Here is a 23,717-nt window from a genome sequence, read left to right on the forward strand (position 1 = left end):
TCGAATTGCAAATGATTGCAAAAATGACTCCAACACCTACCAACGAAAGAAAACTTCGTTTTTAAAGGGGCGAAGCGTTGTTATGAGAGAAGAAGTGGGACGTTGAATAGTAAAGGACAGCGTAAAGTCTACAACTAAATTGTAATTATGACTTAGCTGAAGGGAGAGGAAGAGAGAATTAAGACGCTATTTCAATTGAACGAGAAATAGCGCCTAAATTTTTAGAGGTGCTTGTGAGGTTTACTTTTTGTCTTTGTAGTAAGACATCATACGGCGACGTTTGCGCTGCTGCGCCAAGGTCAGATTAGCTTTTTTACCCTCAAACGGGTTACTACCCTCTCTGAATTCAATCTTGATAGGCGTGCCCATAATCTCTAGCGCTCTTCTGAAATAGTTCATCAAGAAGCGTTTGTACGAACTCGGAAGATCGTCAACCTGATTGCCGTGAATGACAATAACGGGCGGGTTATAGCCACCTGCGTGAGCATACTTCATTTTCACCCGACGACCGCGAACAAGCGGTGGCTGATGATCGTCCTGTGCCATTTCCATGATTTGAGTAAGCAATGCTGTGTTAATACGTTTGGTCGCACTCATATAAGCTTCTTGCACTGATTCGAACAGGTTCCCCACACCGGAGCCGTGAAGCGCCGAAATAAAATGAATACGGGCAAAGTCGACAAAGCCCAAGCGACGATCCATTTCACGCTTTATGTCGTCTTTCACATCAGTGCTCAGCCCATCCCACTTATTTACAGCAACAACTAGCGAGCGCCCTGAGTTTAAAACAAAACCGAGTAAGCTTAAATCTTGATCAGTAATACCTTCTCTGGCATCGATAACTAATAACACCACGTTTGCTTCTTCAATTGCTTGAAGGGTTTTTACAATAGAGAACTTCTCTACGGCTTCACTGATCTTTCTGCGCTTTCTTACACCTGCGGTGTCTATAAGAATGTATTCACGCTCGTCCCTTTCCATAGGGATATAAACGCTATCACGGGTTGTACCCGGCATATCATAAACAACAACCCGCTCTTCACCTAAGATGCGGTTTGTTAGTGTTGATTTACCTACGTTTGGCTTTCCTACAATAGCTAGCTTAATAGGCAACTCTTGTAAACGCTGACGCTGAGCTTCGGCATCTTCTTCTTCCTCTGGCTCTTCGTCGACGATTTCCATGTCTGGAAAATCTGCTTCCAGTGGCTTCAGCGCGTCCTGTAGTAACTGGCTAACGCCACGGCCATGGGCCGCTGCAATTTGCTTTATCTCGCCTAAACCTAAAGAGTAAAATTCTGCGCTTTCACTATCGCCGTCGATACCGTCAACTTTGTTCGCTACAACAAACACTTTTTTGTTTATACGTCTTAGGTGGTCAGCAATGCCTTGGTCAGCCGGTAACATACCTGCTCTTGCATCGACTAAAAAAAGCACCACATCAGCCTCTTCAATAGCGAGTAAAGACTGCTGTGCCATTTCAGCATCAATACCTTCTTCATCACCTGTAATACCGCCGGTATCAACAACAATGAACTGGCGCTTTTCAAACTTCGCTTGGCCGTATTTACGGTCGCGAGTTAACCCAGGGTAGTCTGCAACAAGTGCATCACGGGTATTAGTAAGGCGATTAAACAAGGTTGATTTGCCAACATTAGGGCGGCCAACCAAAGCAACAACGGGTAACATTTATCAGATCCTAAGGGTCATGAAAGCTAAAAAAGCACAAGCCACATCCACCATGTAATCAAGCAACGTTTGGGAAGTTTATGCTCTAACGATTAAGAATTTGTGATGAGGCTTTTAAGAATGGGCGCATTATACCTTGTTCACTACCTAATACCAATCCGCATAGATAATTGCCCACTCAGCGAGAATTAAAATGTTCGTAATCGCGGCGTGTTACCGCAGGTATAGTGGTTCTACATCGAGGTAAAGATATTCATGCCAAACTACGGCAAACTATGAATAGAATAGTAAATAAAAAGGGCGTTTTAGGTCACACCCAAAACGCCCTTAAAAGGATGCATTAAATTATGGAGTACTAGTTTGGCGCGCGTACCGAGACTACTTCACCATTTCTAGTTACAGCAATAATATTACCGTCAACATTCAGCGGCGCTGCGAAAATAGCGTCGTCTTCGTCGTCGCCCCCCACATCTAGTCGAGCCACCACTTCACCAGATTCTTGTTCTATCCAATGTAAGAAGCCCCAATTATCACCTACTACAATATGCTCGCCCACCGGGGTCGCTGCAGTTAGCGAACGCTGTTTAAGCAAGCCTTGAGACCATAGCTCTACGCCATTTCGTCTATCAAGGGCATAAACGTTAGAGTTGTTATCTACAACAAAAATACGGTTGCCATCGATATTCAGGTTGCGGAATGATGCATATTCACGCTTCCAAATAACGCGACCTGAACGAAGCTCTACAGCGGCCAATGTGCCGTTATAAGAAACGGTGTAAATAGTCCCGCCATAAAGTACTGGGGTAGTATCAATATCGACAATACGTTCAAGTTCTGTCGCGCCAGAAGGCGTTCCAATGACTGTTTCCCAAGCAAGCACACCAGTTTCAATAAGGTTAACTTGAATTTTACCGGTCGGGGTACCCACGATAGCGCCGCCGTTTGAAGCAATGGGGCCTGAGATACCTCGAAGCGTTAATGGGGGCGTATCGCCTTCGTGTCTCCACATTTGCTCGCCGGTTCTGGTATTAAAGCCAAACAAACTTCCAGCGCCTGTGTTGACTACAAGGATCCCTTCATCAGCAGTCTGGGGCTGCAAGAATTTCTCCAGGTACCGTCGCTTCCCACACAAGCTCACCTGTTTCTGCGTCCATTGCCGCTACATAGCCATTTTCAGTACCGATGAATACATGTCTATCTGCAACAGAAATACCGCCAATACGGGCTGTTTCACCACTTTGCCATAGCTTAGTGATTGAACTCATCATGCCTTCAGAACGAAACTGTGCGAAGTCTTTTTCCCACAACACCTTTCCTGTATCAGGCTCCATCGCGACAACAGTGCCATGACGATCAGCAGCAAAAAGCTTGTCATAAGCGTATACAGGGCGCAGACGTGAGAAGTAATGGTCTACACCATCACCAATATCACGGTCCCACACTAATTCAGGAGTAAACTTAGCTTCAATCGGCTTTAAACGACGAATTTCCAGTTCTTCTTCATCTGCAAACCAGTCTGAAATCGTAGAGCAGCCAGACATTGTGATAGACACTGCTAGTGCCATACCTATCGTGCGAGCAAATCGACCTTTACGGCCACACGTGTTGTGAAACAAATTGCGTACCTCTTTATTATTTACACCAGCCCAGTGGGCATCGCTTACTGTGCAGAAGAAACCGACAGGTTATCTAACTTCATTTGTAAAAGCGGATTGTTGGCATTTTTTTCTAACGCATTTGAATAAGCTAAACGAGCATCGTCAAACTTGCCTTGTTTTTGATACACATCGCCTTTTAGTTCAGAAACCTCTGCTGTAAATGCGTCGTTAGTAACATTGCTAAGCGTAGACAACGCCGCATCAAGTTGGTTCATTTCAATTTGCACCCGAGATAAACGAAGCGACGCTAGCACCTTCATTTCATCGTTTTCAGCAAAGGTAACAACGCTATTTAGGTGCGAAGCAGCAGCATCTAAATCGCCTGCATCTACCGCTTGCTTAGCCGCAAGAAGGCTGGCAATACTCGCATACCCGCTATCTTTATTTTCTTCGATGAAGGCCTTAACTTTCGCGTCACTTCCTTCGGTGCCAAATGTTTCTACCGCATTTTGATAGGCAACCGATGCAGCTTCTTTATTTTCAATTTGCGCTTCAGAATACGCTCTCCAGCCCCATAGGCCGCCTAAACCTAGCGCAGCGCCAACGATAATAGCTGTACCGTGCTCTTTCCAAAAACGCTTAATCGCTTCTACTTGTTGTTCTTCTGTTGCGAACTGTTCCATGATGTCCTCTATTTATTTTGCGCTCAGCATCTCTGCAACCTTATCAGATAAGGCATCAAAGCTGACCGTAACTTGTTCTTGACCGTCGCGCATTGGTTTAACACCCACTTCGCGAGACTGCATTTCATCATTACCTAAAAGCAGCGCCAAACGTGCGCCCGTTTTATCTGCACGTTTCAATTGTTTCTTAAAGTTTCCGCCGCCACAATGCATCATAATGCGAGTATTGGGAAGCGTATTTCGAAGATGTTCCGACACTTCAATAGCATACGACTGCGCTTCATCACCCATTGCGGTTACATATACGTCGGCAAAGCTCGTATCCTGACCTTCTTCGGTTAGTGTTGTCAGCAACAGTACCAAACGTTCGATACCCATAGCAAAGCCTACCGCAGGTGTCGCTTTACCGCCTAATTGCTCTACTAAACCATCGTAACGACCGCCAGCACATACTGTACCTTGTGCACCTAGGCTATCGGTAACCCATTCAAACACAGTACGGTTGTAATAATCTAACCCGCGTACTAAGCGAGGATTTATTTCGAACTCGATGCCTGCTTGGGTTAAGCGCGAACACAGCGTATCAAAGTGTGCTTTAGATTCTTCATCGAGGTGATCGATTAGCGCTGGCGCATCGGCAATAGCAGCTTGAACATCAGGGTTCTTAGAATCGAGTACGCGAAGTGGATTTGTTTCAAGTCGACGCAATGAATCTTCGTCTAGTTGGTCTGCACGCTCTTTTAAAAATTCAACCAGCGTATCGCGATAAGCCGCACGCGCTTCGTTTGAACCTAAGGTATTTAATTGCAGCTTTACATGTTGTTCGATACCAAACGCTTTCCAAAAACGTGCGCTAAGAAGAATAACTTCTAAATCGATGTCAGGCCCATCCATGCCATAAGTTTCTACACCGAACTGATGGAACTGGCGATAGCGACCTTTCTGTGGGCGTTCATGTCTGAACATGGGCCCCATGTACCACAAGCGCTGCTGCTGGTTGTACAATAAACCATGTTCGTTTCCTGCACGCACACAACTTGCCGTACCTTCTGGACGCAGCGTTAAGCTGTCGCCGTTTCTATCTTCGAAGGTATACATTTCTTTCTCAACGATATCGGTCACTTCTCCGATAGAACGTTTGAATAAGTCGGTGCTTTCAACGATGGGTGTGCGTATTTCTTGGTAACCGTAACTCGCCACCGTTTGACGAAGTACAGATTCTACCTTCTGCCATGTACCGGAAATCTCCGGTAGGCAGTCATTCATGCCTCGAATTGCCTGAATAGTCTTAGCCACGTGAAATTCTCATACTGCTAAATAGTGAAAAGCCCCGCATTATAGGGGCTTTGGGAGTAAACAACAATGAACAAAAAATGCCTTAGTCTTTGACTGATACCTGAATTTTATTTTGTTCACTCATACGCGATGCCTTGGCGCGAATTTTAGCTTCTAGCTTATCGACCAAATCATCGTTTGGAAGGCGCTCTTTTACGCGCTTTCCGTCTTCGTAAAGACCGCTCATATTGCGCGCACCTGTAAGTCCCAGATCAGACACTTCGGCCTCGCCAGGACCATTGACCACGCAACCGATGATAGACACGTCCATTGGTGTAAGAATATCTTCTAATCGTTGCTCTAGCGCGTTTACGGTGCCGATTACATCAAACTCTTGTCTAGAACAACTGGGGCAAGCAATAAAGTTGATACCACGGGAACGAATACGAAGTGACTTTAGAATATCAAAGCCAACTTTAATCTCTTCTACTGGGTCGGCCGCTAACGAAACACGAAGGGTATCGCCAATACCTTCGGCAAGAAGCATACCTAGCCCAACCGCACTCTTCACGGCACCTGCGCGCTGACCGCCAGCTTCAGTAATACCTAAGTGCAAAGGTTGATCAATTTTTTGCGCCAATAGGCGGTATGCACCGACCGCAAGAAAAACATCAGATGCTTTAACGCTAACTTTGAACTGGTCAAAATTGAGTTTATCTAAAATATCCACATGGCGCATAGCCGACTCAACAAGGGCTTCTGGCGTGGGCTCGCCATACTTTTCTTGTAAATCTTTTTCTAGAGAACCGCCATTAACACCAATTCGGATAGGAATGTTTTTATCTTTTGCGCAATCGACAACCGAACGTACACGCTCCATATTGCCAATATTACCCGGGTTTATCCGCAAACAATCTACGCCGTATTCAGCTACTTTAAGCGCAATGCGGTAGTCAAAATGAATGTCTGCAACAAGTGGTACACTTACCTGCTGCTTAATTTCTTTAAAGGCTTCAGCGGCTTCCATAGTGGGTACCGATACGCGAACAATTTCGCCGCCCACAGCAACAATACGGTTTATTTGATCGACAGTCGCAGCCACATCTGTGGTGCGGGTATTTGTCATAGATTGAACAGCAATGGGAGCACCATCACCAATGGGAACGTTACCTACATTAATACGCGTAGACTTTCGGCGCTTAATAGGGCTTTCTGCAAACATCTAATTACCTATAAAGGAAGTACAAAACGAGCTGTTCTACCATTTTGATATGGAGAAATATCAACAGCGTCGCCGTTAACTGATATGCGCACATTATCCGGTGCGCCGAGCGTAACTTCAACAGGAGGAACACCTTGAATTTCCATTACACGCCCTTTTTGCTTTACACCGTAGGCGATAGCCTCGCCAGAGGCATCTTTAATATTAACCCAACAGTCATCTTCAAAGGTAAAAACCATTGAGATAGGCGCAGCATCAGTCTGAGTGTTAAGAGCGTTATCAACTAACGTTTCATTATCGCTAGCTGCCGCGTTTACTACTGCAGTAATATTGTTACTGCTATCAACTGCAGTGTCAGGAGCAGAAATGGCGCCATCGTCAAGGTCGCCGCTTTGAGTAAAACCATTATCCTGCCCATTTACATCGCTGTTTGCACCTGCTAATTCAGCGTCATCAGAGCCTGTATTTGAGACATCATTGATTTGAGATGAGCCTTGCTCTGAGCTTCCCGTTGATGATGTGTCAGCCAAGTCACCTTGTACAGTGTCAGCACCACCAAAATTTCCATTTACAGTGCCATCAGTTGAAGAAACTGGCGTGTTTGCCGCCTCTCTCTTTACAGCCTCATTTAAAGGCAGTTCAGCAACGGTGTCGTCGTTTGGCTGTTGATACCACCACACGACAACGCCAGCAATGATGAGAAGTAAAATCGCATAGGTAACCATCATCCAACGGTCATCGTGTGTCTGTTTTGCGACACGTTTTGAAAAACTCTGTAGTTTTTCCGATGAAGGTACTGATGTTTGATTGTGGAAGCGTTCAAATGCCTCAATAACCGCATGGGAGTTCATTCCCAATTGTTTGGCATAGTTTCTTACATAGCCTTTAGTAAAGGTAACTGACGAATTCTCGTCAATTACATCACTTTCTAAATCATTGATTTGTTTAGCCTTTAAAAACAACTTATCGGCAATATCTTGCTGAGACAAACCTAGCTTTTCGCGACGTGCTTTAAGCATTGCCCCTGGGCTTGGCGTATTTTCTTGTTGTTGCGAAGTAACTTCTTCTTTCGCGCTTTCTTCTGACACCATTAAAACTTATTCCTCCTGCGTATTTGGTGGTACTAACCAAAGCGTCTGACCAGCAATAATAGGGCCAGTATTTTCAAGGTTATTCCACTTTTGCAGTGTTGCCATTTTGATATTGTGCAATAAAGAAATACGATATAAGTTTTCACCCTCTTTTACTACATGGAATTTGTCGTCAGGCGCAGATAATTCAGTATTTTGCTCTCTATCTTCGGCTTCTACCATGGCAACCTGCTTTTGCTCACCACTTAGGGTGTCGATTGACTTATCAATCCCGGTTTTATTAGAAGGCGCCGGCTCACTTGCACTTTCGCCAGTTTGCTTTTGAACGGCATTTTCAGATTCTTGCTCAACAGCGGGTTGTGCTGCCTTTTTATCAGGAGAAGAAGCCTTGGATTTTATTACGACTTTCTTTTGTAGCGCGTCGCGATGAACCAAATATCGCTTCGTAAGTTCACTTTCAGGGAACAGAGAAAGCAACATATCGCCATACCCCTTCGCTTTTTCTAAATCTTTCTGACCTTTGGCGATTTCATAAGCCAGCCACAATGAATCTGGGGTAACCTTGGCAACGCGTTGGTATTTTTGAAGTGTTATTTCAGCTAAGTCCCACTGCTCAGACACTGTATACAGTTCACTTAACAAGAATAGACTCTTACCGCGGGCCGGTTGGTGCTGCAAAGCATCTTTAAAGTAACCGATTGCTTCATCAAGTTTACCTTGGCTTTGCGCGCACAAGGCCAGGTTTTCGTAGGTTTGCGCCGCGTTTGCGTATAGACGGTTATTAATCGCGTCGAAGAAATACGCTTTGGCTTTATCGTAATCACCATTTTGGCATTTAAACGCACCATAGCTATTGGCAATATCCCCATCGTCAGGCGCTAAATCAATGGCAGTTCTATAATATTCTTCTGCTCGCAAGTTATCGCCTACTAACTGATAATAATACGCCATAGCGTACTGAACATCTGCAGAGCGAGGGTTAAACGCAAGCGCCTTGTCGAGGTTCTTTTTTGCCTGCGTGTAGTTATTATTTTGTAGGTAGGTAAGACCAAGAGACATGCGCGTCTTGGCGGCTTCTTCGTGATCAAAGTCACCGCCATACATGCCTGACTGGCTGTTACTAACACAACCAGCAGTGAGCATTACCGCGCTTAATAATCCAATTCTAAGTGAAGTTCGCAATCCTGCAACCATAGTATTACCCTATTATCTTAATGATTATTGGGCCATTTTTACTGAAATTGCTTCGCCCTTCACCTGTTTTTTTAACAATCTTTTCGTTCTGTCTACAACATCGCCCACTAATTGACCGCATGCCGCGTCAATGTCATCGCCTCGGGTTTTACGCACAACAGTGGTAAACCCATATTCCATAAGCACTTTTGAGAATCTGTCGATGCGCGAGTTACTAGAGCAAGTGTAAGGCGAACCTGGGTATGGGTTAAAAGGTATTAAATTTATCTTACTAGGAGTATCTTTTAATACCTTAGCCAGCTGGTGCGCCTGCTCAGTGCTGTCATTAATATTCGAAAGCATTACATATTCAACGGTTACGCGTCCTTGGTTAGCTTTAGATTTAGCTAGGTAGCGGCGTACCCCTGCTAAGAATGCTTCGATATTGTATTTCTTATTAACCGGTACAATTTCATTACGCAGTTCGTCGGTGGGCGCGTGTAGCGAAATAGCAAGTGCGACATCAATCTGATCGCCCAGCATATCAAGTGCAGGTACAACACCAGATGTACTTAGCGTAACGCGGCGCTTAGATAGACCGAAACCAAAATCATCTAGCATGATGTCCATGGCCGGCACTACGTTTTTAAGATTAAGCAGCGGCTCACCCATACCCATCATTACTACATTGGTGATTGGGCGTTTGCTTGAGTCTTTAGAAAGGCCAAGGAAAGTAGCTACGCGCCATACCTGACCAATAATTTCACTCACGCTTAAGTTACGGTTGAAGCCCTGTTGCGCCGTTGAACAGAAGGTACACTCTAGCGCACAACCGACTTGCGACGATACGCATAACGTCGCCCGATCAGTTTCAGGGATCCAAACTGACTCAACTTCCTGGCCGCCTTCAAGGGTAAGTGCGAACTTGATAGTACCGTCGCTCGCTTCTTGGAAGTAAGCGATTTCAGGGGCTTTAATCTCACAATTTTCAATGAGCATCGCGCGAAGGTTTTTGTTGAGGTTACTCATTTCCTCAAAATCGCTGACACCGTGCTGGTAAATCCATTTCATTACCTGGTCGGCACGAAATGGTTTCTCGCCCATTTCTTTAAAGAAATTGCGCAAGCCTTCGCGATTTAAGTTTAATAAGTTAGTTTTTGCCATGAATAAGATGACCCTTTTACCTTCGAGGGATGCCCCTCTAACTGCTGAATATGGTGTATAAACCAGCGATTCGATTATGTCTTGAGCGACATTTAAGAAAAAGAATTGCGCTGATTAAAATTTGCGCGGATTTTACCACAGATGAGATACGAGAAAAAGTCGATTTAACGCAGAGAAAAGTTAAGTTTGGCAATGCACGAGAAGCGTGGTTTAGCTTGCCTAAATGAGCGCCGAGCAAAGCAGCATAAAACGTGCTCAGAAACAAAAACGGGGCCATAAGGGCCCCGTTCTTTCTACCAGCGTAATCTTAGCGAGTACGTGGGCAGATTTCTTCTTCAGAGAAGAAGTAAGCGATTTCACGTGCTGCTGACTCAGGCGCGTCAGAACCGTGAACTGCGTTCTCGTCGATTGACGCAGCGTAGTCTGAACGTAGTGTACCTGCAGCTGCATCAGCTGGGTTAGTTGCGCCCATGATTTCACGGTTAGCTAGAACAGCGTTTTCGCCTTCTAGTACTTGAACCATAACTGGACCAGACGTCATGAAGTCTACAAGTGCGCCGAAGAAAGGACGCTCTTTGTGTTCTGCATAGAAGCCTTCTGCTTGCTCTTTGCTCATGTGGATCATCTTAGATGCCACAATGCGAAGACCTGCAGATTCGAAACGGTTGTAAATTGCACCGATTACGTTTTTAGCTACCGCATCAGGCTTGATAATCGAAAAAGTACGCTCAAGAGCCATGTTCTCTCTCCAAACAAATTGTGTATGTATCTTTAAATTTTGGCCGCGAATTATAGGCAATTAATAACGGCTTGACCAGCGCCTTTTTAAATCAGGCGTAACGTATTGTTTTTACTTGTAATGTAGTGTCAGATTAACTCACTAGCTATGACAATATGATGACAGTGTATACATTATTGTGCGAAGGCAGATATTTTAAAGCAATAATATCTGCACTGGTGATAGCTGCTACCGGTGGTTAACGTGAAGTTGGATAACTGACCCAGCAATAAGGTTTTAGGCGTTAGCTTTTGCAAGCTCTTGAATTTTACCTACGATAGCGCGTAAGCCATTGCCTCGGGTCAGAGTGATATGACGCTCAAGATCTAACGCTTCAAAATAGCCGTCGATATCAAACGCCAAAATATCCTTTGGCGTTTTGTCGTTGTAGGCGGCAAGTACTAACGCTAGTAACCCTTGAACAATAACAGCGTCACTGTCCACATCAAAGTTGATTTTATTACCGTCGTAAGACTCTACCAACCACACGCTGCTCTGACACCCCTTTACTAGACGTTCAGGCGTCTTAGCATCTTCTGGTAAACCCGGAATAGATTTTCCTAAGTCAATGATGTACTGATAACGCTGTTCCCAATCGTCGAAGAACGCTAAATCATCAATAATTTCGTCACTGCTAGGTAGTTGCATTGCTATTTCCGTAATTGTGTAAAAAGAATTATAGGTAGGCGGTATATTAACCGCTTAAAAGAACAAACCCGCTTCAAGCTGTGCTTCTTCACTCATCATGTCTCGTGACCAAGCTGGATCAAAAACCAATTCAACGTTCACGTTTTTAACATGAGGCACCATAGCTACGCGATATTCCACATCACCGACTAAAACTGGCCCCATACCACAGCCCGGTGCTGTAAGCGTCATATCGATATTTACGGCACCAGATGCTTGGTCAATATCCACCTTATAGATAAGGCCGAGCGATACAAGATTAATTGGAATTTCTGGGTCATAGATAGTTTCTAAAGCATCCCACACTTGCTGCTCACTGATGTTCCCATCTTCGGGAGCGTCAAAGCTTAGCGTCATGGCTTTACGGCCAATAGCACCAGCATCGGTACCGTCAATACGGTACATATTACCACGCCAAGTTACGGTGTAGTTACCACCTAGCTCTTGCGTGATATTAACAAACTCACCTTCAGGTATAACGGTGGGATTGCCAGCAGGAACCAAACGTGCCTTACATTCACGCTCGGTGGTCACCATTTTTTGCTTCATAAACGACTTTGTACTCTTGGTAATACTTGTTGTGGGCTATGAACGCAGGCGTTAGCCTACGTTGAAGCTCTCGCCACACCCACATTCATCAACCACGTTAGGGTTGTTGTACTTGATGATGCCATTCACACCTTCAGTCACGTAATCGATTTCTGTATTACGCAAAAGGTCTGTTGCATCGGCTGCGACAGCCACATTTACAATAGGAGAAATCTCTACAATTTCATCCCCTGCTTGTGCGCCATCAGCGAAATCAAGCACGTAAGCATAACCGGTGCAGCCGCTTACTTTTGTTGATAAACGAATTAACTGACCAGGCTTGTCTTTAAGCTTACTTTCGAAATGCTTAACGGCACTGTCAGTTAGCGTAATGAGCTTTGTACTAGGTACGAATGTTTCAACACTCATAATGCCTCCTTAGGCCAACATCATTTTTGCTTTCTTAAGCGCAGCGAACAAGCTGTCTACTTCTTCAAGCGTATTATAAATTGAGAACGACGCACGGGCAGTACCCGGAATACCAAAGCGTTTCATTAGCGGTTGTGCACAGTTATCACCGGTACGAATTGCCACGCCTTGTCTATCCAGAATGAAGCCTACGTCCGCAGGGTGCGCACCTTCAAGTAGGAAGCTCAGCACCCCTACCTTATTAGGTGCAGTACCGATGATACGCATGCCGTCAAGCGCTTCGGCTTGCTGGGTAGCGTAGGCAAGCAGCTTCTGCTCGTGCGCGTGCAGCGCATTAATATCAAGGGCACTAAACCAATCTACTGCTGCCCCCATACCTATGGCGCCAGCAATGTTAGGCGTGCCAGCTTCTAAGCGGTTTGGTAATGCACCCCATGTAGCTTCATGGTAAGTCACGTCTTTGATCATCTCGCCGCCTACCTGCCATACTGGCCAGGTTTCAAGCACTTCTTTTTTGCCCCACAAGCAGCCTATACCCGTTGGACCAAATAGCTTATGGCCTGAAAACGCGTAAAAATCACAACCAATATCTTGTACGTCAACGCCGCCATGAGCAATGCCCTGAGCGCCATCAACTAATACCCATGCGCCAACTGCTTTCGCTTTTTGGGTAAGTGTCTTAATTGGGTTAACCGTGCCTAACGCATTCGATACATGGGGAAAAGCCACCAGCTTAGTGTTTTCAGACAGCAATCTGTCGAACGCTTCAACATCAAGCTCACCACTATCGAAAATAGGCACAACGTTTAACGTTGCCCCCGAGCGGCGACAAGCTTGCTGCCAAGTCACTAAGTTAGCGTGGTGCTCCAGTTCGGTCACCATCACTTCATCGCCTTCAGTAAGTAGCTGACTTAAACCATTAGCGACAATATTAATAGCTTCGGTGGTACCGGCAGTCCAAATGACTTCTTCGCGAACGTTAGCGTTAATAAACGTAGCAACGCTGGTACGTGCATTTTCGTAGCGGCGCGTGGCTTCATCGGATAAATGATGCGCTCCGCGGTGCACGTTTGCGTTCGTACCCGTGTAAAAATCTACCAAGGCGTCAATCACCGCCTGTGGTTTTTGCGTTGTTGCCGCGTTATCGAGGTATACCAGCGGTTTGCCGTCTACCGTTTTCGATAAAATAGGAAACTGGGCACGAAGTGCTGCAACGTCTAAACTCATTTCACCTCCATCTGGGCGAAACGCTCGCTTAAGATAGGCGCAAGCCACTCACGTACTGCTACGTTTGGCACATCGTTGATAAGCTCTTGGATAAAACCGAAGTTCAGCATAACTAGTGCTTTACTACGCGAAATACCACGAGTAAGCATGTAATACAGCGCTTCTTCTTCAATCTCTGCCACAGTCGCACCATGGGCACATTTCACGTCGTCAGCATAAATCTCTAGTTCAGGCTTGGTATTAATGACGCCTCGGCGAGATAGCAATAGATTGCGGTTATTAAGCTCAGCAAGTGTTTTTTGCGCGTCACGATGAATATGAATGCGACCGTTAAATACCGCACGGGCCTTGTCACCAACTATACCGCGCGCGTTTTCTTCTGTTGTACCATTAGGCATCGCGTGCTCAATGGTTGAGTGAAGGTCGAATAGCTCGCCTTCTGCTAGAAGATAAATCGCGTTCATTTTCGCGTCAGCGAATTCACCAGCATGGTGAATATCTACGTCTAAACGAGATAGCTCACTGCCATAGCCCACCATAGTGCTGTTAAGCGTAGTGCGGTTATGAAGCTTAAAGTGGCTGCCGCCTAGCTGCTTTGCTTTGCCCGTAAACATAGCAAAACGATAGTGCTCTAGGTGTGCATCATCAGCAAGGTCATATTCAGCAAACGCTGTGGTTAAACTTTCCGTATCGCCAAAACCTTGCTCGATAACAGTAGCACTTGCGCCTGCTGCCACTTTCACTACCACGCGCGTATGAGCGTCTACATTTTGTGAAGCCATGTTCACGATGCGTACCGGCGTGTCGATTTTTACGCCTGCTTCAACACTGATAAATATACCGTGTTGGCAAAGCGCGTCGTTAACCAAACCAAACATATGACGGGTTGGCTTTACTTGACCGTAGACACTGCTAATAGCTTGCTGCGTAGCTGCATCGTCGGTATTAAGCGACGTAATTGTCATGCCAGCAGGCACGTTCAAGGTGTTTACTTGCGTTACCAATACACCATCAACGAAAATTAAGTCGATAGCATTCAGGTTTTCTATTGCTGGAACTGGCAGGCTGTCTGCTTGAACAGCTTGTTTCGCTTCACGCTTTTCTACAGGCGTGAGCGGCGTAAAACGCCAGCTCTCGCTTCTACGCGCTGGCCAGCCGTCAGCTTTTAACTGTGTTAAGGCCTGTTGACGCACGGGCGATAAATAATCGTCCCGCTGTGCGCTATCAATGACCTGTTCTAGCCATTGACTCATGCCTCAGCCTCCTCGTACGCCTTACCTAAAAATGCATAACCGCTCTTCTCTACTTCTAGTGCAAGTGAAGCGTCGCCGCTTTTCACGATTTTGCCGTCAGCAAGAATGTGCACAAAGTCAGGCTTAATGTAGTCAAGAAGACGCTGATAGTGAGTAACAACGATGAAGCTACGCTCGCCGTCGCGCTGGCTGTTAACGCCATCTGCAACAACCTGTAACGCATCAACGTCAAGGCCTGAATCAGATTCATCTAGAATGCAAAGCTTTGGCTCTAGCAAAATCATTTGCATGATTTCGTTACGCTTCTTCTCACCACCAGAGAAACCTTCGTTCACACCACGCTTTAGGAAGTCTAGTGGAAGCTGAACTTGCTTACAGGCTTCTTTAGCTTTTTTAAGGAACTCAGCAGCCGATAGAGGCTCTTCGCCACGCTCTTCGCGCATAGCGTTTACCGACTCTTTCATAAATTCCATGTTGCTAACGCCAGGAATTTCTACTGGATATTGGAATGCAAGGAAAAGGCCTTCGCGGGCACGCTCTTCCACTTCAAGCTCAAGTAGGTCTTTGCCATTAAGCATGGCTTCGCCTTCGCTAACTTCATAACCGTCACGGCCAGATAGTACGTAACCTAGTGTACTTTTACCGGCTCCGTTGGGACCCATGATAGCGTGTACTTCACCAGGTTTAACTTCAAGGTTAAGACCTTTAATGATGTTTTTCTCTTCCACGCTGGCATGTAAATTCTTGATACTAAGCATTGATTACCCCACTGAACCTTCAAGACTAATTTCGAGCAGCTTGCCGGCTTCTACGGCAAATTCCATTGGCAGCTCTTTGAATACTTCTTTACAGAAACCGTTAACGATCATAGAAACGGCTTTCTCTGTGTCTAAGCCACGTTGCTGACACAAAAATAATTGTTCGTCGCTCACCTTCGATGTTGTTGCTTCGTGCTCAACAATAGCGGAAGGATTACGGCTTTCTATATACGGGAACGTATGCGCGCCACACTTGTCACCGATAAGTAACGAGTCACACTCGGTGAAGTTACGTGCACCGTCTGCACGCGGGCCCATTTGGACTAAACCACGATAGGCGTTATTGCTGTTACCCGCTGAGATACCTTTAGAGATGATGGTCGACTTGGTATTTTTACCCACGTGGATCATCTTAGTACCGGTATCAGCTTGCTGGCGACCGCGTGTTAGCGCTACTGAATAGAATTCACCTACACTGTTGTCGCCTTTAAGTACACAGCTTGGGTACTTCCACGTAACCGCAGAGCCGGTTTCTACCTGTGTCCAAGATATTTTAGCATTGGTATGCGCTACACCACGTTTAGTCACGAAATTGTAGATACCACCTTTACCGTTCTCGTCGCCTGGATACCAGTTTTGTACCGTTGAGTACTTAATTTGGGCATCGTCCATCGCAACAAGCTCTACCACTGCCGCGTGCAGCTGGTTCTCATCGCGTTGCGGAGCAGTACAACCTTCAAGGTAGCTTACGTAGCTGCCTTCATCGGCGACGATTAAGGTACGCTCGAACTGACCAGTGTTCATTTCGTTTATTCGGAAATAAGTAGAAAGCTCCATTGGGCAACGTGTGCCTTTTGGAATATAAACAAATGAACCATCAGTAAATACGGCGCTGTTTAGCGCGGCGAAATAGTTGTCAGTACGCGGAACCACTGAGCCAATGTATTTTTTAACAAGGTCTGGATATTTCTGAACTGCTTCAGAAATTGGGCAGAAAATAACGCCTGCTTCTTCAAGCTTCTCACGGAATGTTGTAACTACTGATACCGAATCGAATACCGCATCTACAGCAACGCCCGCTAGCATTTCTTGTTCGTGCAGCGGAATACCCAGTTTTTCGTAGGTGCGTAGTAACTCTGGGTCCACCTCGTCTAACGACTGAGGTTTATCTTTCATGCTCTTTGGTGCCGAGTAGTAAGAGATGGCTTGATAGTCAATTTTTGGATAGTCGACGTGCGCCCAGTCTGGCTCTTCCATCTCTAGCCATGCATGGTAAGACTTCAAGCGCCATTCAAGCATCCATTCAGGCTCGTTTTTCATTGCTGATATGCGGCGGATAACCGACTCGTCCAGGCCGCTCTCAAACGTTTCAGATTCGATTTCTGAATAGAAACCTGCATCGTACTTTCTTTCTAACGCCTGTTCGATCTGTTCACTCATGTTGGGATCTCACTTGTTTGCCTGCATTTGCTGCCACTATTCTTTCTACTCAACTGGCGAATAAATTACCCCACGGTCTTGGTAATTTATGTAAATCTTCAACTTCAACAACCTTATTTAGTTGGGCTTATCCCCCACAAAATTGTTGAAACTGCCAGTTACATGCGGACAGCCTAAAATTTTTGGTGCCGTAGTATATAATACCCGACTATTTCACTCAAATATTCAGCCACTAATTTATGGCTACTTACATGTTCTAAACGCTGCTTGAAGCTCCATTTTCTTCAAGCTCGCATTAATTTTCGTCCACATTCCCTAAAATCAATAGAATGTGTTAACACAACCCACGCCTTGTCCCGAACAATAACGCTTGCTCAAATCTACGCTCAAACGGTTGATCAGGCTCTACACTAAGCTCTGTTTTTAGCGCTTAGTCAAACACCTAGCTAAACGACTATTAAAGCGTTTAAGCAACAACCGCTTGGCGCAGTCGCGTTGTCACATCAACGACTTTGTTTACTACGTAATCAATGTCTTCTTGGGTCGTAAAACGCCCTACGCTGAATCTGATCCCTGCATGCGCCAATTCGTTGCTGCGGCCAATGGCTTTTAGCACATATGAGGGTTCTAAACTTGCTGAAGTACACGCCGACCCTGACGATATGGCAATATCATTTAAGCCCATCATCAAGCTTTCGCCATCTACACCCGCGAAACTTACATTTAATATGCCAGGTATGCGCTGCGTGGCATGCCCGTTTAAATAAATATCGTCAAGTTGTTGCAGGCCCTGCCACAGCGATTCACGCAGCTTTAATATGCGCGCACTGTCCTCTTCCATTTTTGACGACGCCAGTGCGATGGCTTCACCCATTCCAACAATTTGATGGGTGGCTAAGGTACCTGAACGCATGCCACGCTCGTGTCCACCGCCATGAATCTGTGCCACCAAATTGATTTTAGGGCGGCGACGCACATATAAGGCCCCCATTCCTTTCGGACCATAAATCTTATGGGCGGATATAGACAGTAAATCTACCGGAAGCTCTGACAAATCAATCGCTATCTTGCCCACACTCTGCGCGCCATCTATGTGAAAAAACACGCCCTTGTCGCGACAAAGTTGCCCAATGGCTTCGATGTCTTGGATAACGCCTAACTCGTTGTTCACATGCATGACCGATACTAAGATAGTGTCGTCGCGTAGCGCGTTTTCGAGTTCGTTTAAATCAATTAACCCGTCTGACTGTACTTCAAGATAGGTAACATCAAAGCCCTGCTTTTCTAGGTACTCACAAGTATCCAATACCGCTTTGTGCTCGGTATTTACAGTAATAATATGCTTGCCTTTGTCAGCATAGCCTTGCGCAATACCTTTAATAGCGAGGTTATTTGACTCAGTTGCGCCCGAGGTAAAAACAATCTCTCTGGGGTCGCAATTCAGCGCGTCGCTAATTTGATTTCTAGCAACATCTACCGCTTCTTCAGCCATCCAGCCGAAGCGGTAGCTACGAGAAGCCGGATTACCAAAGTTACCTTCAAGCGTTAAGCATTTTGCCATCGCCTCGGCCACACTTGGGTCTACCGGGGTCGTTGCTGCGTAATCTAAGTAAATGGGTGTTGATAAAGCCATATGTCACTCAATACCAATTTAAAGTTGAATACTGACTTCTATATCTTTAGTGATATGACGAAGTGATGCATTACCGTCCTGGCGACCAGCCACTTCCTGAACATCGCGCTTAGCCATTAATTCACCAAGCGTGATCGAATTTAAAAATGCGGCAATACGGTCGCTTAGGTCTTGCCATAAGCTATGGGTTAAACAACGATCGCCGCCTTGGCAATCGGCTTGCCCCTGACAGCGCGTAGCATCAATAGACTCGTCGACGGCGCGAATAACTTCGCCTATCGCAATATCACTTGCTTCCCGGCCCAGCAAATAACCGCCACCGGGCCCGCGAACACTGTCTACCAGTTGTTCTTTACGCAGCCGAGAAAATAGCTGCTCTAAATAAGATAAGGAAATTTCTTGTCGTTCTGAAATATCGGCAAGAGGCACTGGACCACGCTTTGAGTGCAAAGCGACATCAAGCATTGCGGTAACCGCATAGCGCCCTTTAGAAGTGAGTTTCATTGGATTCTCCCGCCGTTTTGTAGTGCGGGAATTTTCACATACCCGACTAAAATGGTCAAGTATAAGACCTAGTAAACTAGTCAGGTATTATTGATGCGTGTAATCGCTTTTGTACATCAAGGGTTTTGTTTCGTTTCAGCTCCATCAAAATAAGCGCTAATAGGCGCTAAATTTGCGTGGTATCTCTTGTCCTAAATGCTAAGGGATCGTTTATTCTTCAGGTGAAAAATCACGTCGACCAGCAGCGCTACTTGTTTGCATGCAAGTGTATATGAGCAAGGATACTGTCTGCTATCCGATGTGATTGAATGGTATCTATTTGATGGCGCAATCCGCGCAGTACTTGATGTTTAGCACCTGATATCGCTCTGGCTGTTGCAACACCACCACTGGGGTGCACCATGTGATCAACATCGCCGTGTATCACTAAGGTCGGTGCTTTGACGTTTCTAAGCATTGGCGTTCGGTCACCTGATTTAATGATTGCACCAATTTGCCGAAACAGGGCTTTTGCATCACTCTTACCACCATTGCGCTGCCATGCTAATTTCGCATACTGGTGCCATTGATTTATTGCATCTTCTGACGCTGCATCGCCTATATGGGTCATCATAGCTTCATAATTTCTGACCGCGTCATTTTCGCTTACTGGTGCTTTTGCTCTTGCTAAACGCCATAGCGTTGAATACGACGGCTGACCAACTTTTCGGCTCCCAGTGGTAGAGAAAATAGACGTCATAGATTGCACTTTTTCGGGGTAAAGGCTCGCCAGTGTTTGAGCAATCATCCCTCCCATAGACATTCCAGCAACATGTGCGCTTTCAATATTTAGCGCCTCCAAAAGCTGGGCAGTATCTTCAGCCATGCGCTCCAGTCCGTAAGCTCCGCTAGGAGCCTTCCCTATTAGTTGCTGAAGAAGTGAAGGATGCGGTGTGTCGCTGCGTACTGACCTTCCCGCATCACGATTGTCAAAGCAAATAACGCGAAATCCACTAGCAACTAAACGCTCAATAAGCGCGTTTGGCCAATAAACTAACTGAAGACCTAAACCCGCAATAAGTACAATGGTATCGATATTTCCGACACCATGTTCGGCATAGCAAAACCTATCACCGCTTTTAAGCGTTACGTATTGCTCATGATGCTGGGCTAAACTCATTTAAAGCTCTCTTGATTTAATAAAAGAAAGTGTGCGTCTATTGAAATTTCTATTCAAACTTAAGAGCTGGATCGTCTACACGACCTTTCCGAAAAATCTTCACGTCTTGTGCATAATTGAACGACATAGACCAAGGAAACTGCATGCCTTGACGTGGCAACTGTTCTAATGAGCGTTGGATGTAGCCAGCACCAAAGTTTAGCAACGGCTGCGTTTCCATATTTGGGTCTGCTATAGGTGTACACTGTGTAAAGCCGTGCTCTTCCATATGATTGAGCAATCGCGTGAAATGTTCACATAGAAGGCCAATTTTTAGTGTCCACGATGAAGCTGTATAGCCCACCGCAATAGCAAAATTAGGTACGCCACTGAGTAACATACCTTTATACGTGATGCATTCTGGAAGCGAAACAGTTTCACCATCAATTTTTGGTACTATCCCTCCTAAAGGCAGAAGGTTTAGTCCAGTGGCTGTTACTATAATATCTGCTTCAATATGCTGGCCTGAATTAAGTTTAATGCCCGTTTCAGTAAACGTATCTATAGTATCTGTTGCAACCGACGCCTTACCTTTGGAAATTGCCTCGAATAAATCTCCACCTGGAACTGCACACAGTCGCTGCTCCCAAGGATTGTAAGGTGGATTAAAGTGTATATCTACTGGATATCCTTCGGGTAACATTTTTGCATTAAGACTACGTATTATTTTGCGCGCACAATGTGGAAAGCGCTGACAAAACGCGTACACCCAACGTTGTTTCGCTATGTTAAACCAACGCGCAGCTTTAAACGCTGTATCCTCGCTAAACCACGCGCGTAAATGTTTTGCGATTGGGTCATCTACGGGCACAGGCAATACGTAGGATGGCGTTCTTTGCAGCATAGTCACGTGCGATGCGCTTTTCGCTAGAGCGGGAACCAGCGTTACCGCCGTTGCACCGCTTCCGATTACCACTACGCGTTTGTTTTCGTATTCCAGATCTTCAGGCCAATGCTGTGGATGTACAATCTGACCGTTAAATTGTGATTGCCCTTTGAAATGTGGTGCATAACCTTTATCGTATCGATAATAACCCGAAGCATTAAATATCCACCTGGCGGCAATGTGCTCATGCTGCCCGCTTTCTTCTGACTTTAACGTTACTCGCCAATATTTCTTATCGCTTTGCCAGTCTATAACCACCACACGAGTTAAAAAACGTATGTTCTCTTTAATACCGTTTTCAGCCGCAGTTTCTTCAACATAAGCCTTTATTGAACGACCATCAGCAATGGCTTTTTTCTCTTTCCACGGCTTGAAGTCATAACCAAAGGTGAATAAATCAGAGTCTGAGCGTATTCCCGGATATTTGAATAAGTCCCATGTGCCGCCCAAATCACCGCGGGCTTCTATAATAGAATAGGAAAGGTCAGGACATTTTTTTTGAATGTGGTAGGCGCAACCGATACCCGAAATACCCGCTCCTACGATCAAAACGTCTAAAAGTGGTAACTCGCTCTGCATAACATCCATGAAAAGTCATAAATAACGTTATCACAATGTATGTTGGAGTCTTACGCGAGTCAATAAAGATGTTAAATTATTGTAAAAGCAGACTTTTAATCACTGTTGTAGTGTGGTAGCGGACTATCTGTTGCCCTATTAGAATCAAATAGGGCTTAAGTTTTAAATTGCTGGGTCGAAGGAAGAGTGGGCTTTTTCGCGCTCTTGAGTCTCGGTTAAATCAAAGCCCGTATCCGCGAAATCTTCAGCGCTAATGTTGTGTAAATTATCGGTACACACATCGCCACCCAATGACTGAATGACCTTGCACATCTCTTCCACTTTCGTATCCATTTGATGCATATGCTCTAGCATAACTCCCATAGCATTGGCCACCGGATCAGGGTTATCTGGCGCGACTGCATAGGCATCAAAACCATATTTCTGAGCAATTTTATCGCGCTGAGGATTTACCGTGGCATTCGACTCTCTTTGCTTAGAAATAATGATACGACCGGGAATGCCAACTGCTGTAGCGCCGTCTGGAATATCTTTAACTACTACCGAATTAGACCCTACTTTGGCGTTTTCACCAATGGTAATCGGCCCTAAGACTTTAGCCCCCGCCCCGACCACTGCGCCGTTCTTAAGGGTTGGATGGCGCTTGCCGGCTTTCCAGCTAGTACCGCCAAGAGTCACCCCATGGTATAGAGTAACATCATTGCCAATTTCTGCGGTTTCACCGATAACTACGCCCATACCGTGGTCGATAAATACCCGGCGTCCCAACGTTGCCCCTGGATGAATTTCAATGCCCGTAAGCCAACGACTAAACGTTGATAAAGTACGTGCCAACCATTTCCATTCTGCCTTCCACAATTTGTGACTAATTCGATGCAGCCACACTGCATGAAGGCCAGGATAGTTGGTTAGCACTTCAAAGGTATTTCTGGCCGCAGGGTCGCGATGAAAAACACCTTGAATATCATCTTTTATACGGGCGAACATAGTGTTTACTCTTTTTCTTCTATCGCTGGTGCAGGGTCTGCATCGCCTGAGTTAGCATTCTTCACCGATTTATCGATAGACGCCAATATACCGCGTAATATATTAAGCTCTTGAGACTCAGGGCGTGCTCGGTTAAACAAGCGGCGTAGCTTAGTCATTACCACACCTGGGTGGCTTTTACGTATAAAAGACGTGCCTTCCAGCGTAGTTTCCAAATGCGTATAAAAACGCTCTAAATCGTCATTCAGTGGATATTCTTCCTCAACGCTTGGGTATGTTTCGCGATTTAGATAGGCCATGCGAATTTCATAACAAAGGGTTTGCACTGCAACTGCTAAATTAAGTGAGCTGTATTCAGGGTTGGCTGGAATACACATATGGAAGTGACACTGCTGCAGCTCTTCATTCGTTAAACCACTGTTCTCACGCCCAAAAACCAAGGCTACCGGGTACTTTTCTACTTCTTGGACCAGCTTCTCGCCACAGTCGCGCGGGCCTAACATAGGCCATGAATGAGTGCGAGAGCGTGCAGACGTCCCTACTACCAAGCCACAGTCTTTAACTGCCTCTTCCAGCGTGCTTACAATTTTCGCGTTAGCAAGCACATCACCAGCCCCTGCCGCCAATGCACTGGCTTGGCCGTCTGGCTCATTTACTGGGTCGACAAGATATAAGCTGCTCAGCCCCATGGTTTTCATAGCTCTTGCTGTCGAGCCGATGTTTCCCGTGTGAGACGTGTTAACTAAAATAATGCGAATATTCTCGAGCATGCGTGTAATACCTACGTACTTATTTGGATAGCGTCTTTAATTCGATAATATGCGGTTTTGTCGTACTACCTTTAAGACCTTAATGGCGTGAAGTTTAACACAGCGGCAGTATAGATGGCTATTCACGCTATTGTGCTGGGATTTCATTTGCATCGCACATAGATTCTG

Annotated in this window: 21 protein-coding genes and 1 pseudogene; all 22 read right to left on the minus strand. The window is 45.6% G+C overall.

Translation table 11 applies throughout. From position 1 onward, the window contains the following. Positions 1-240: 240 nt before the first annotated feature. The 22 genes and pseudogenes from der to trmJ all read right to left on the minus strand — a co-directional run bounded on the left by der (position 241) and on the right by trmJ (position 23,549). The gene (der, locus tag ACYX4W_RS16595) at positions 241-1,686 is read right to left on the minus strand and encodes a ribosome biogenesis GTPase Der (RefSeq protein ID WP_474855438.1); all 1,446 of its coding nucleotides are present in this window, start codon (positions 1,684-1,686) and stop codon (positions 241-243) included. 355 nt (positions 1,687-2,041) lie between these two features. Then, a pseudogene (gene bamB / locus ACYX4W_RS16600) lies at positions 2,042-3,302 on the minus strand (outer membrane protein assembly factor BamB). Positions 3,303-3,346: 44 nt separating this feature from the next. Continuing rightward, positions 3,347-3,967, minus strand: a complete 621-nt coding sequence (locus tag ACYX4W_RS16605) for a YfgM family protein (protein ID WP_476073887.1) — start codon at positions 3,965-3,967, stop codon at positions 3,347-3,349. 12 nt (positions 3,968-3,979) lie between these two features. Beyond that, entirely contained in the window at positions 3,980-5,263 is a 1,284-nt protein-coding gene (gene hisS, locus ACYX4W_RS16610; protein ID WP_476073888.1) for a histidine--tRNA ligase, read from the minus strand. Between the two features lie 82 nt (positions 5,264-5,345). Beyond that, positions 5,346-6,464: a flavodoxin-dependent (E)-4-hydroxy-3-methylbut-2-enyl-diphosphate synthase gene (gene ispG, locus ACYX4W_RS16615; protein ID WP_461851742.1), complete on the minus strand. Its 1,119-nt coding sequence runs from the start codon at positions 6,462-6,464 to the stop codon at positions 5,346-5,348. 8 nt (positions 6,465-6,472) lie between these two features. Next, on the minus strand, positions 6,473-7,555 hold the full coding sequence (locus ACYX4W_RS16620; RefSeq protein ID WP_476073889.1) for a RodZ domain-containing protein: 1,083 nt from the start codon (positions 7,553-7,555) through the stop codon (positions 6,473-6,475). Positions 7,556-7,561: 6 nt separating this feature from the next. Beyond that, positions 7,562-8,749, minus strand: a complete 1,188-nt coding sequence (gene pilW / locus ACYX4W_RS16625) for a type IV pilus biogenesis/stability protein PilW (RefSeq protein ID WP_476073890.1) — start codon at positions 8,747-8,749, stop codon at positions 7,562-7,564. Between the two features lie 24 nt (positions 8,750-8,773). Beyond that, on the minus strand, positions 8,774-9,892 hold the full coding sequence (gene rlmN / locus ACYX4W_RS16630) for a dual-specificity RNA methyltransferase RlmN (RefSeq protein ID WP_012518999.1): 1,119 nt from the start codon (positions 9,890-9,892) through the stop codon (positions 8,774-8,776). 307 nt (positions 9,893-10,199) lie between these two features. Then, positions 10,200-10,631, minus strand: a complete 432-nt coding sequence (ndk, locus tag ACYX4W_RS16635) for a nucleoside-diphosphate kinase (protein ID WP_012519000.1) — start codon at positions 10,629-10,631, stop codon at positions 10,200-10,202. A gap of 276 nt (positions 10,632-10,907) precedes the next feature. After that, positions 10,908-11,318 (minus strand): SufE family protein, encoded by a 411-nt coding sequence (locus ACYX4W_RS16640; protein WP_476073891.1) that lies wholly within the window; start codon positions 11,316-11,318, stop codon positions 10,908-10,910. Positions 11,319-11,372: 54 nt separating this feature from the next. Next, positions 11,373-11,906, minus strand: a complete 534-nt coding sequence (gene sufT / locus ACYX4W_RS16645; protein ID WP_179984056.1) for a putative Fe-S cluster assembly protein SufT — start codon at positions 11,904-11,906, stop codon at positions 11,373-11,375. A gap of 51 nt (positions 11,907-11,957) precedes the next feature. Next, positions 11,958-12,314 (minus strand): HesB/IscA family protein, encoded by a 357-nt coding sequence (locus ACYX4W_RS16650; protein WP_025255915.1) that lies wholly within the window; start codon positions 12,312-12,314, stop codon positions 11,958-11,960. Between the two features lie 9 nt (positions 12,315-12,323). Next, a complete protein-coding gene (locus tag ACYX4W_RS16655) occupies positions 12,324-13,541 on the minus strand; it encodes an aminotransferase class V-fold PLP-dependent enzyme (RefSeq protein ID WP_476073892.1) in 1,218 nt (405 codons plus the stop codon). Beyond that, positions 13,538-14,794 carry a Fe-S cluster assembly protein SufD gene (gene sufD, locus ACYX4W_RS16660; protein WP_476073893.1) on the minus strand — a complete coding sequence of 419 codons (1,257 nt, stop codon included), beginning with the start codon at positions 14,792-14,794 and terminating at the stop codon, positions 13,538-13,540. Before sufD ends, ACYX4W_RS16655 begins: the two co-directional genes overlap by 4 nt. Beyond that, positions 14,791-15,552 (minus strand): Fe-S cluster assembly ATPase SufC, encoded by a 762-nt coding sequence (gene sufC, locus ACYX4W_RS16665; RefSeq protein WP_474805697.1) that lies wholly within the window; start codon positions 15,550-15,552, stop codon positions 14,791-14,793. Before sufC ends, sufD begins: the two co-directional genes overlap by 4 nt. A gap of 3 nt (positions 15,553-15,555) precedes the next feature. Continuing rightward, on the minus strand, positions 15,556-16,992 hold the full coding sequence (gene sufB, locus ACYX4W_RS16670; protein ID WP_269917414.1) for a Fe-S cluster assembly protein SufB: 1,437 nt from the start codon (positions 16,990-16,992) through the stop codon (positions 15,556-15,558). A gap of 466 nt (positions 16,993-17,458) precedes the next feature. After that, complete coding sequence (locus ACYX4W_RS16675) at positions 17,459-18,625, minus strand: IscS subfamily cysteine desulfurase (RefSeq protein ID WP_476073894.1); 1,167 nt, start codon at positions 18,623-18,625, stop codon at positions 17,459-17,461. An 18-nt stretch (positions 18,626-18,643) separates the two neighbouring features. Continuing rightward, entirely contained in the window at positions 18,644-19,129 is a 486-nt protein-coding gene (gene iscR / locus ACYX4W_RS16680; protein ID WP_179984062.1) for a Fe-S cluster assembly transcriptional regulator IscR, read from the minus strand. A gap of 247 nt (positions 19,130-19,376) precedes the next feature. Further along, complete coding sequence (locus ACYX4W_RS16685; RefSeq protein WP_476073895.1) at positions 19,377-20,288, minus strand: alpha/beta fold hydrolase; 912 nt, start codon at positions 20,286-20,288, stop codon at positions 19,377-19,379. Positions 20,289-20,337: 49 nt separating this feature from the next. Then, a complete protein-coding gene (locus ACYX4W_RS16690; protein WP_476073896.1) occupies positions 20,338-21,801 on the minus strand; it encodes a flavin-containing monooxygenase in 1,464 nt (487 codons plus the stop codon). Positions 21,802-21,954: 153 nt separating this feature from the next. Continuing rightward, positions 21,955-22,779: a serine O-acetyltransferase gene (cysE, locus tag ACYX4W_RS16695; protein ID WP_474805688.1), complete on the minus strand. Its 825-nt coding sequence runs from the start codon at positions 22,777-22,779 to the stop codon at positions 21,955-21,957. A 5-nt stretch (positions 22,780-22,784) separates the two neighbouring features. Beyond that, complete coding sequence (gene trmJ / locus ACYX4W_RS16700) at positions 22,785-23,549, minus strand: tRNA (cytosine(32)/uridine(32)-2'-O)-methyltransferase TrmJ (RefSeq protein ID WP_476073897.1); 765 nt, start codon at positions 23,547-23,549, stop codon at positions 22,785-22,787. Positions 23,550-23,717 lie beyond the last annotated feature (168 nt).

The organism is Alteromonas sp. ABH4_454, from assembly GCF_056311775.1.

What these genes read in the sequence shown, in the direction of transcription:
- trmJ (WP_476073897.1), bottom strand. Translation starts at nt 23,549, where the DNA reads ATGCTCGAGAATATTCGCATTATTTTAGTTAACACGTCTCACACGGGA.
- pilW (WP_476073890.1), bottom strand. Translation starts at nt 8,749, where the DNA reads ATGGTTGCAGGATTGCGAACTTCACTTAGAATTGGATTATTAAGCGCG.
- sufC (WP_474805697.1), bottom strand. Translation starts at nt 15,552, where the DNA reads ATGCTTAGTATCAAGAATTTACATGCCAGCGTGGAAGAGAAAAACATC.
- ACYX4W_RS16675 (WP_476073894.1), bottom strand. Translation starts at nt 18,625, where the DNA reads ATGGCTTTATCAACACCCATTTACTTAGATTACGCAGCAACGACCCCG.
- ACYX4W_RS16650 (WP_025255915.1), bottom strand. Translation starts at nt 12,314, where the DNA reads ATGAGTGTTGAAACATTCGTACCTAGTACAAAGCTCATTACGCTAACT.
- sufT (WP_179984056.1), bottom strand. Translation starts at nt 11,906, where the DNA reads ATGAAGCAAAAAATGGTGACCACCGAGCGTGAATGTAAGGCACGTTTG.
- ACYX4W_RS16655 (WP_476073892.1), bottom strand. Translation starts at nt 13,541, where the DNA reads ATGAGTTTAGACGTTGCAGCACTTCGTGCCCAGTTTCCTATTTTATCG.
- ACYX4W_RS16605 (WP_476073887.1), bottom strand. Translation starts at nt 3,967, where the DNA reads ATGGAACAGTTCGCAACAGAAGAACAACAAGTAGAAGCGATTAAGCGT.
- ACYX4W_RS16620 (WP_476073889.1), bottom strand. Translation starts at nt 7,555, where the DNA reads ATGGTGTCAGAAGAAAGCGCGAAAGAAGAAGTTACTTCGCAACAACAA.
- der (WP_474855438.1), bottom strand. Translation starts at nt 1,686, where the DNA reads ATGTTACCCGTTGTTGCTTTGGTTGGCCGCCCTAATGTTGGCAAATCA.
- ACYX4W_RS16685 (WP_476073895.1), bottom strand. Translation starts at nt 20,288, where the DNA reads ATGAGTTTAGCCCAGCATCATGAGCAATACGTAACGCTTAAAAGCGGT.
- cysE (WP_474805688.1), bottom strand. Translation starts at nt 22,779, where the DNA reads ATGTTCGCCCGTATAAAAGATGATATTCAAGGTGTTTTTCATCGCGAC.
- rlmN (WP_012518999.1), bottom strand. Translation starts at nt 9,892, where the DNA reads ATGGCAAAAACTAACTTATTAAACTTAAATCGCGAAGGCTTGCGCAAT.
- sufD (WP_476073893.1), bottom strand. Translation starts at nt 14,794, where the DNA reads ATGAGTCAATGGCTAGAACAGGTCATTGATAGCGCACAGCGGGACGAT.
- iscR (WP_179984062.1), bottom strand. Translation starts at nt 19,129, where the DNA reads ATGAAACTCACTTCTAAAGGGCGCTATGCGGTTACCGCAATGCTTGAT.
- ndk (WP_012519000.1), bottom strand. Translation starts at nt 10,631, where the DNA reads ATGGCTCTTGAGCGTACTTTTTCGATTATCAAGCCTGATGCGGTAGCT.
- ACYX4W_RS16690 (WP_476073896.1), bottom strand. Translation starts at nt 21,801, where the DNA reads ATGGATGTTATGCAGAGCGAGTTACCACTTTTAGACGTTTTGATCGTA.
- ACYX4W_RS16640 (WP_476073891.1), bottom strand. Translation starts at nt 11,318, where the DNA reads ATGCAACTACCTAGCAGTGACGAAATTATTGATGATTTAGCGTTCTTC.
- ispG (WP_461851742.1), bottom strand. Translation starts at nt 6,464, where the DNA reads ATGTTTGCAGAAAGCCCTATTAAGCGCCGAAAGTCTACGCGTATTAAT.
- sufB (WP_269917414.1), bottom strand. Translation starts at nt 16,992, where the DNA reads ATGAGTGAACAGATCGAACAGGCGTTAGAAAGAAAGTACGATGCAGGT.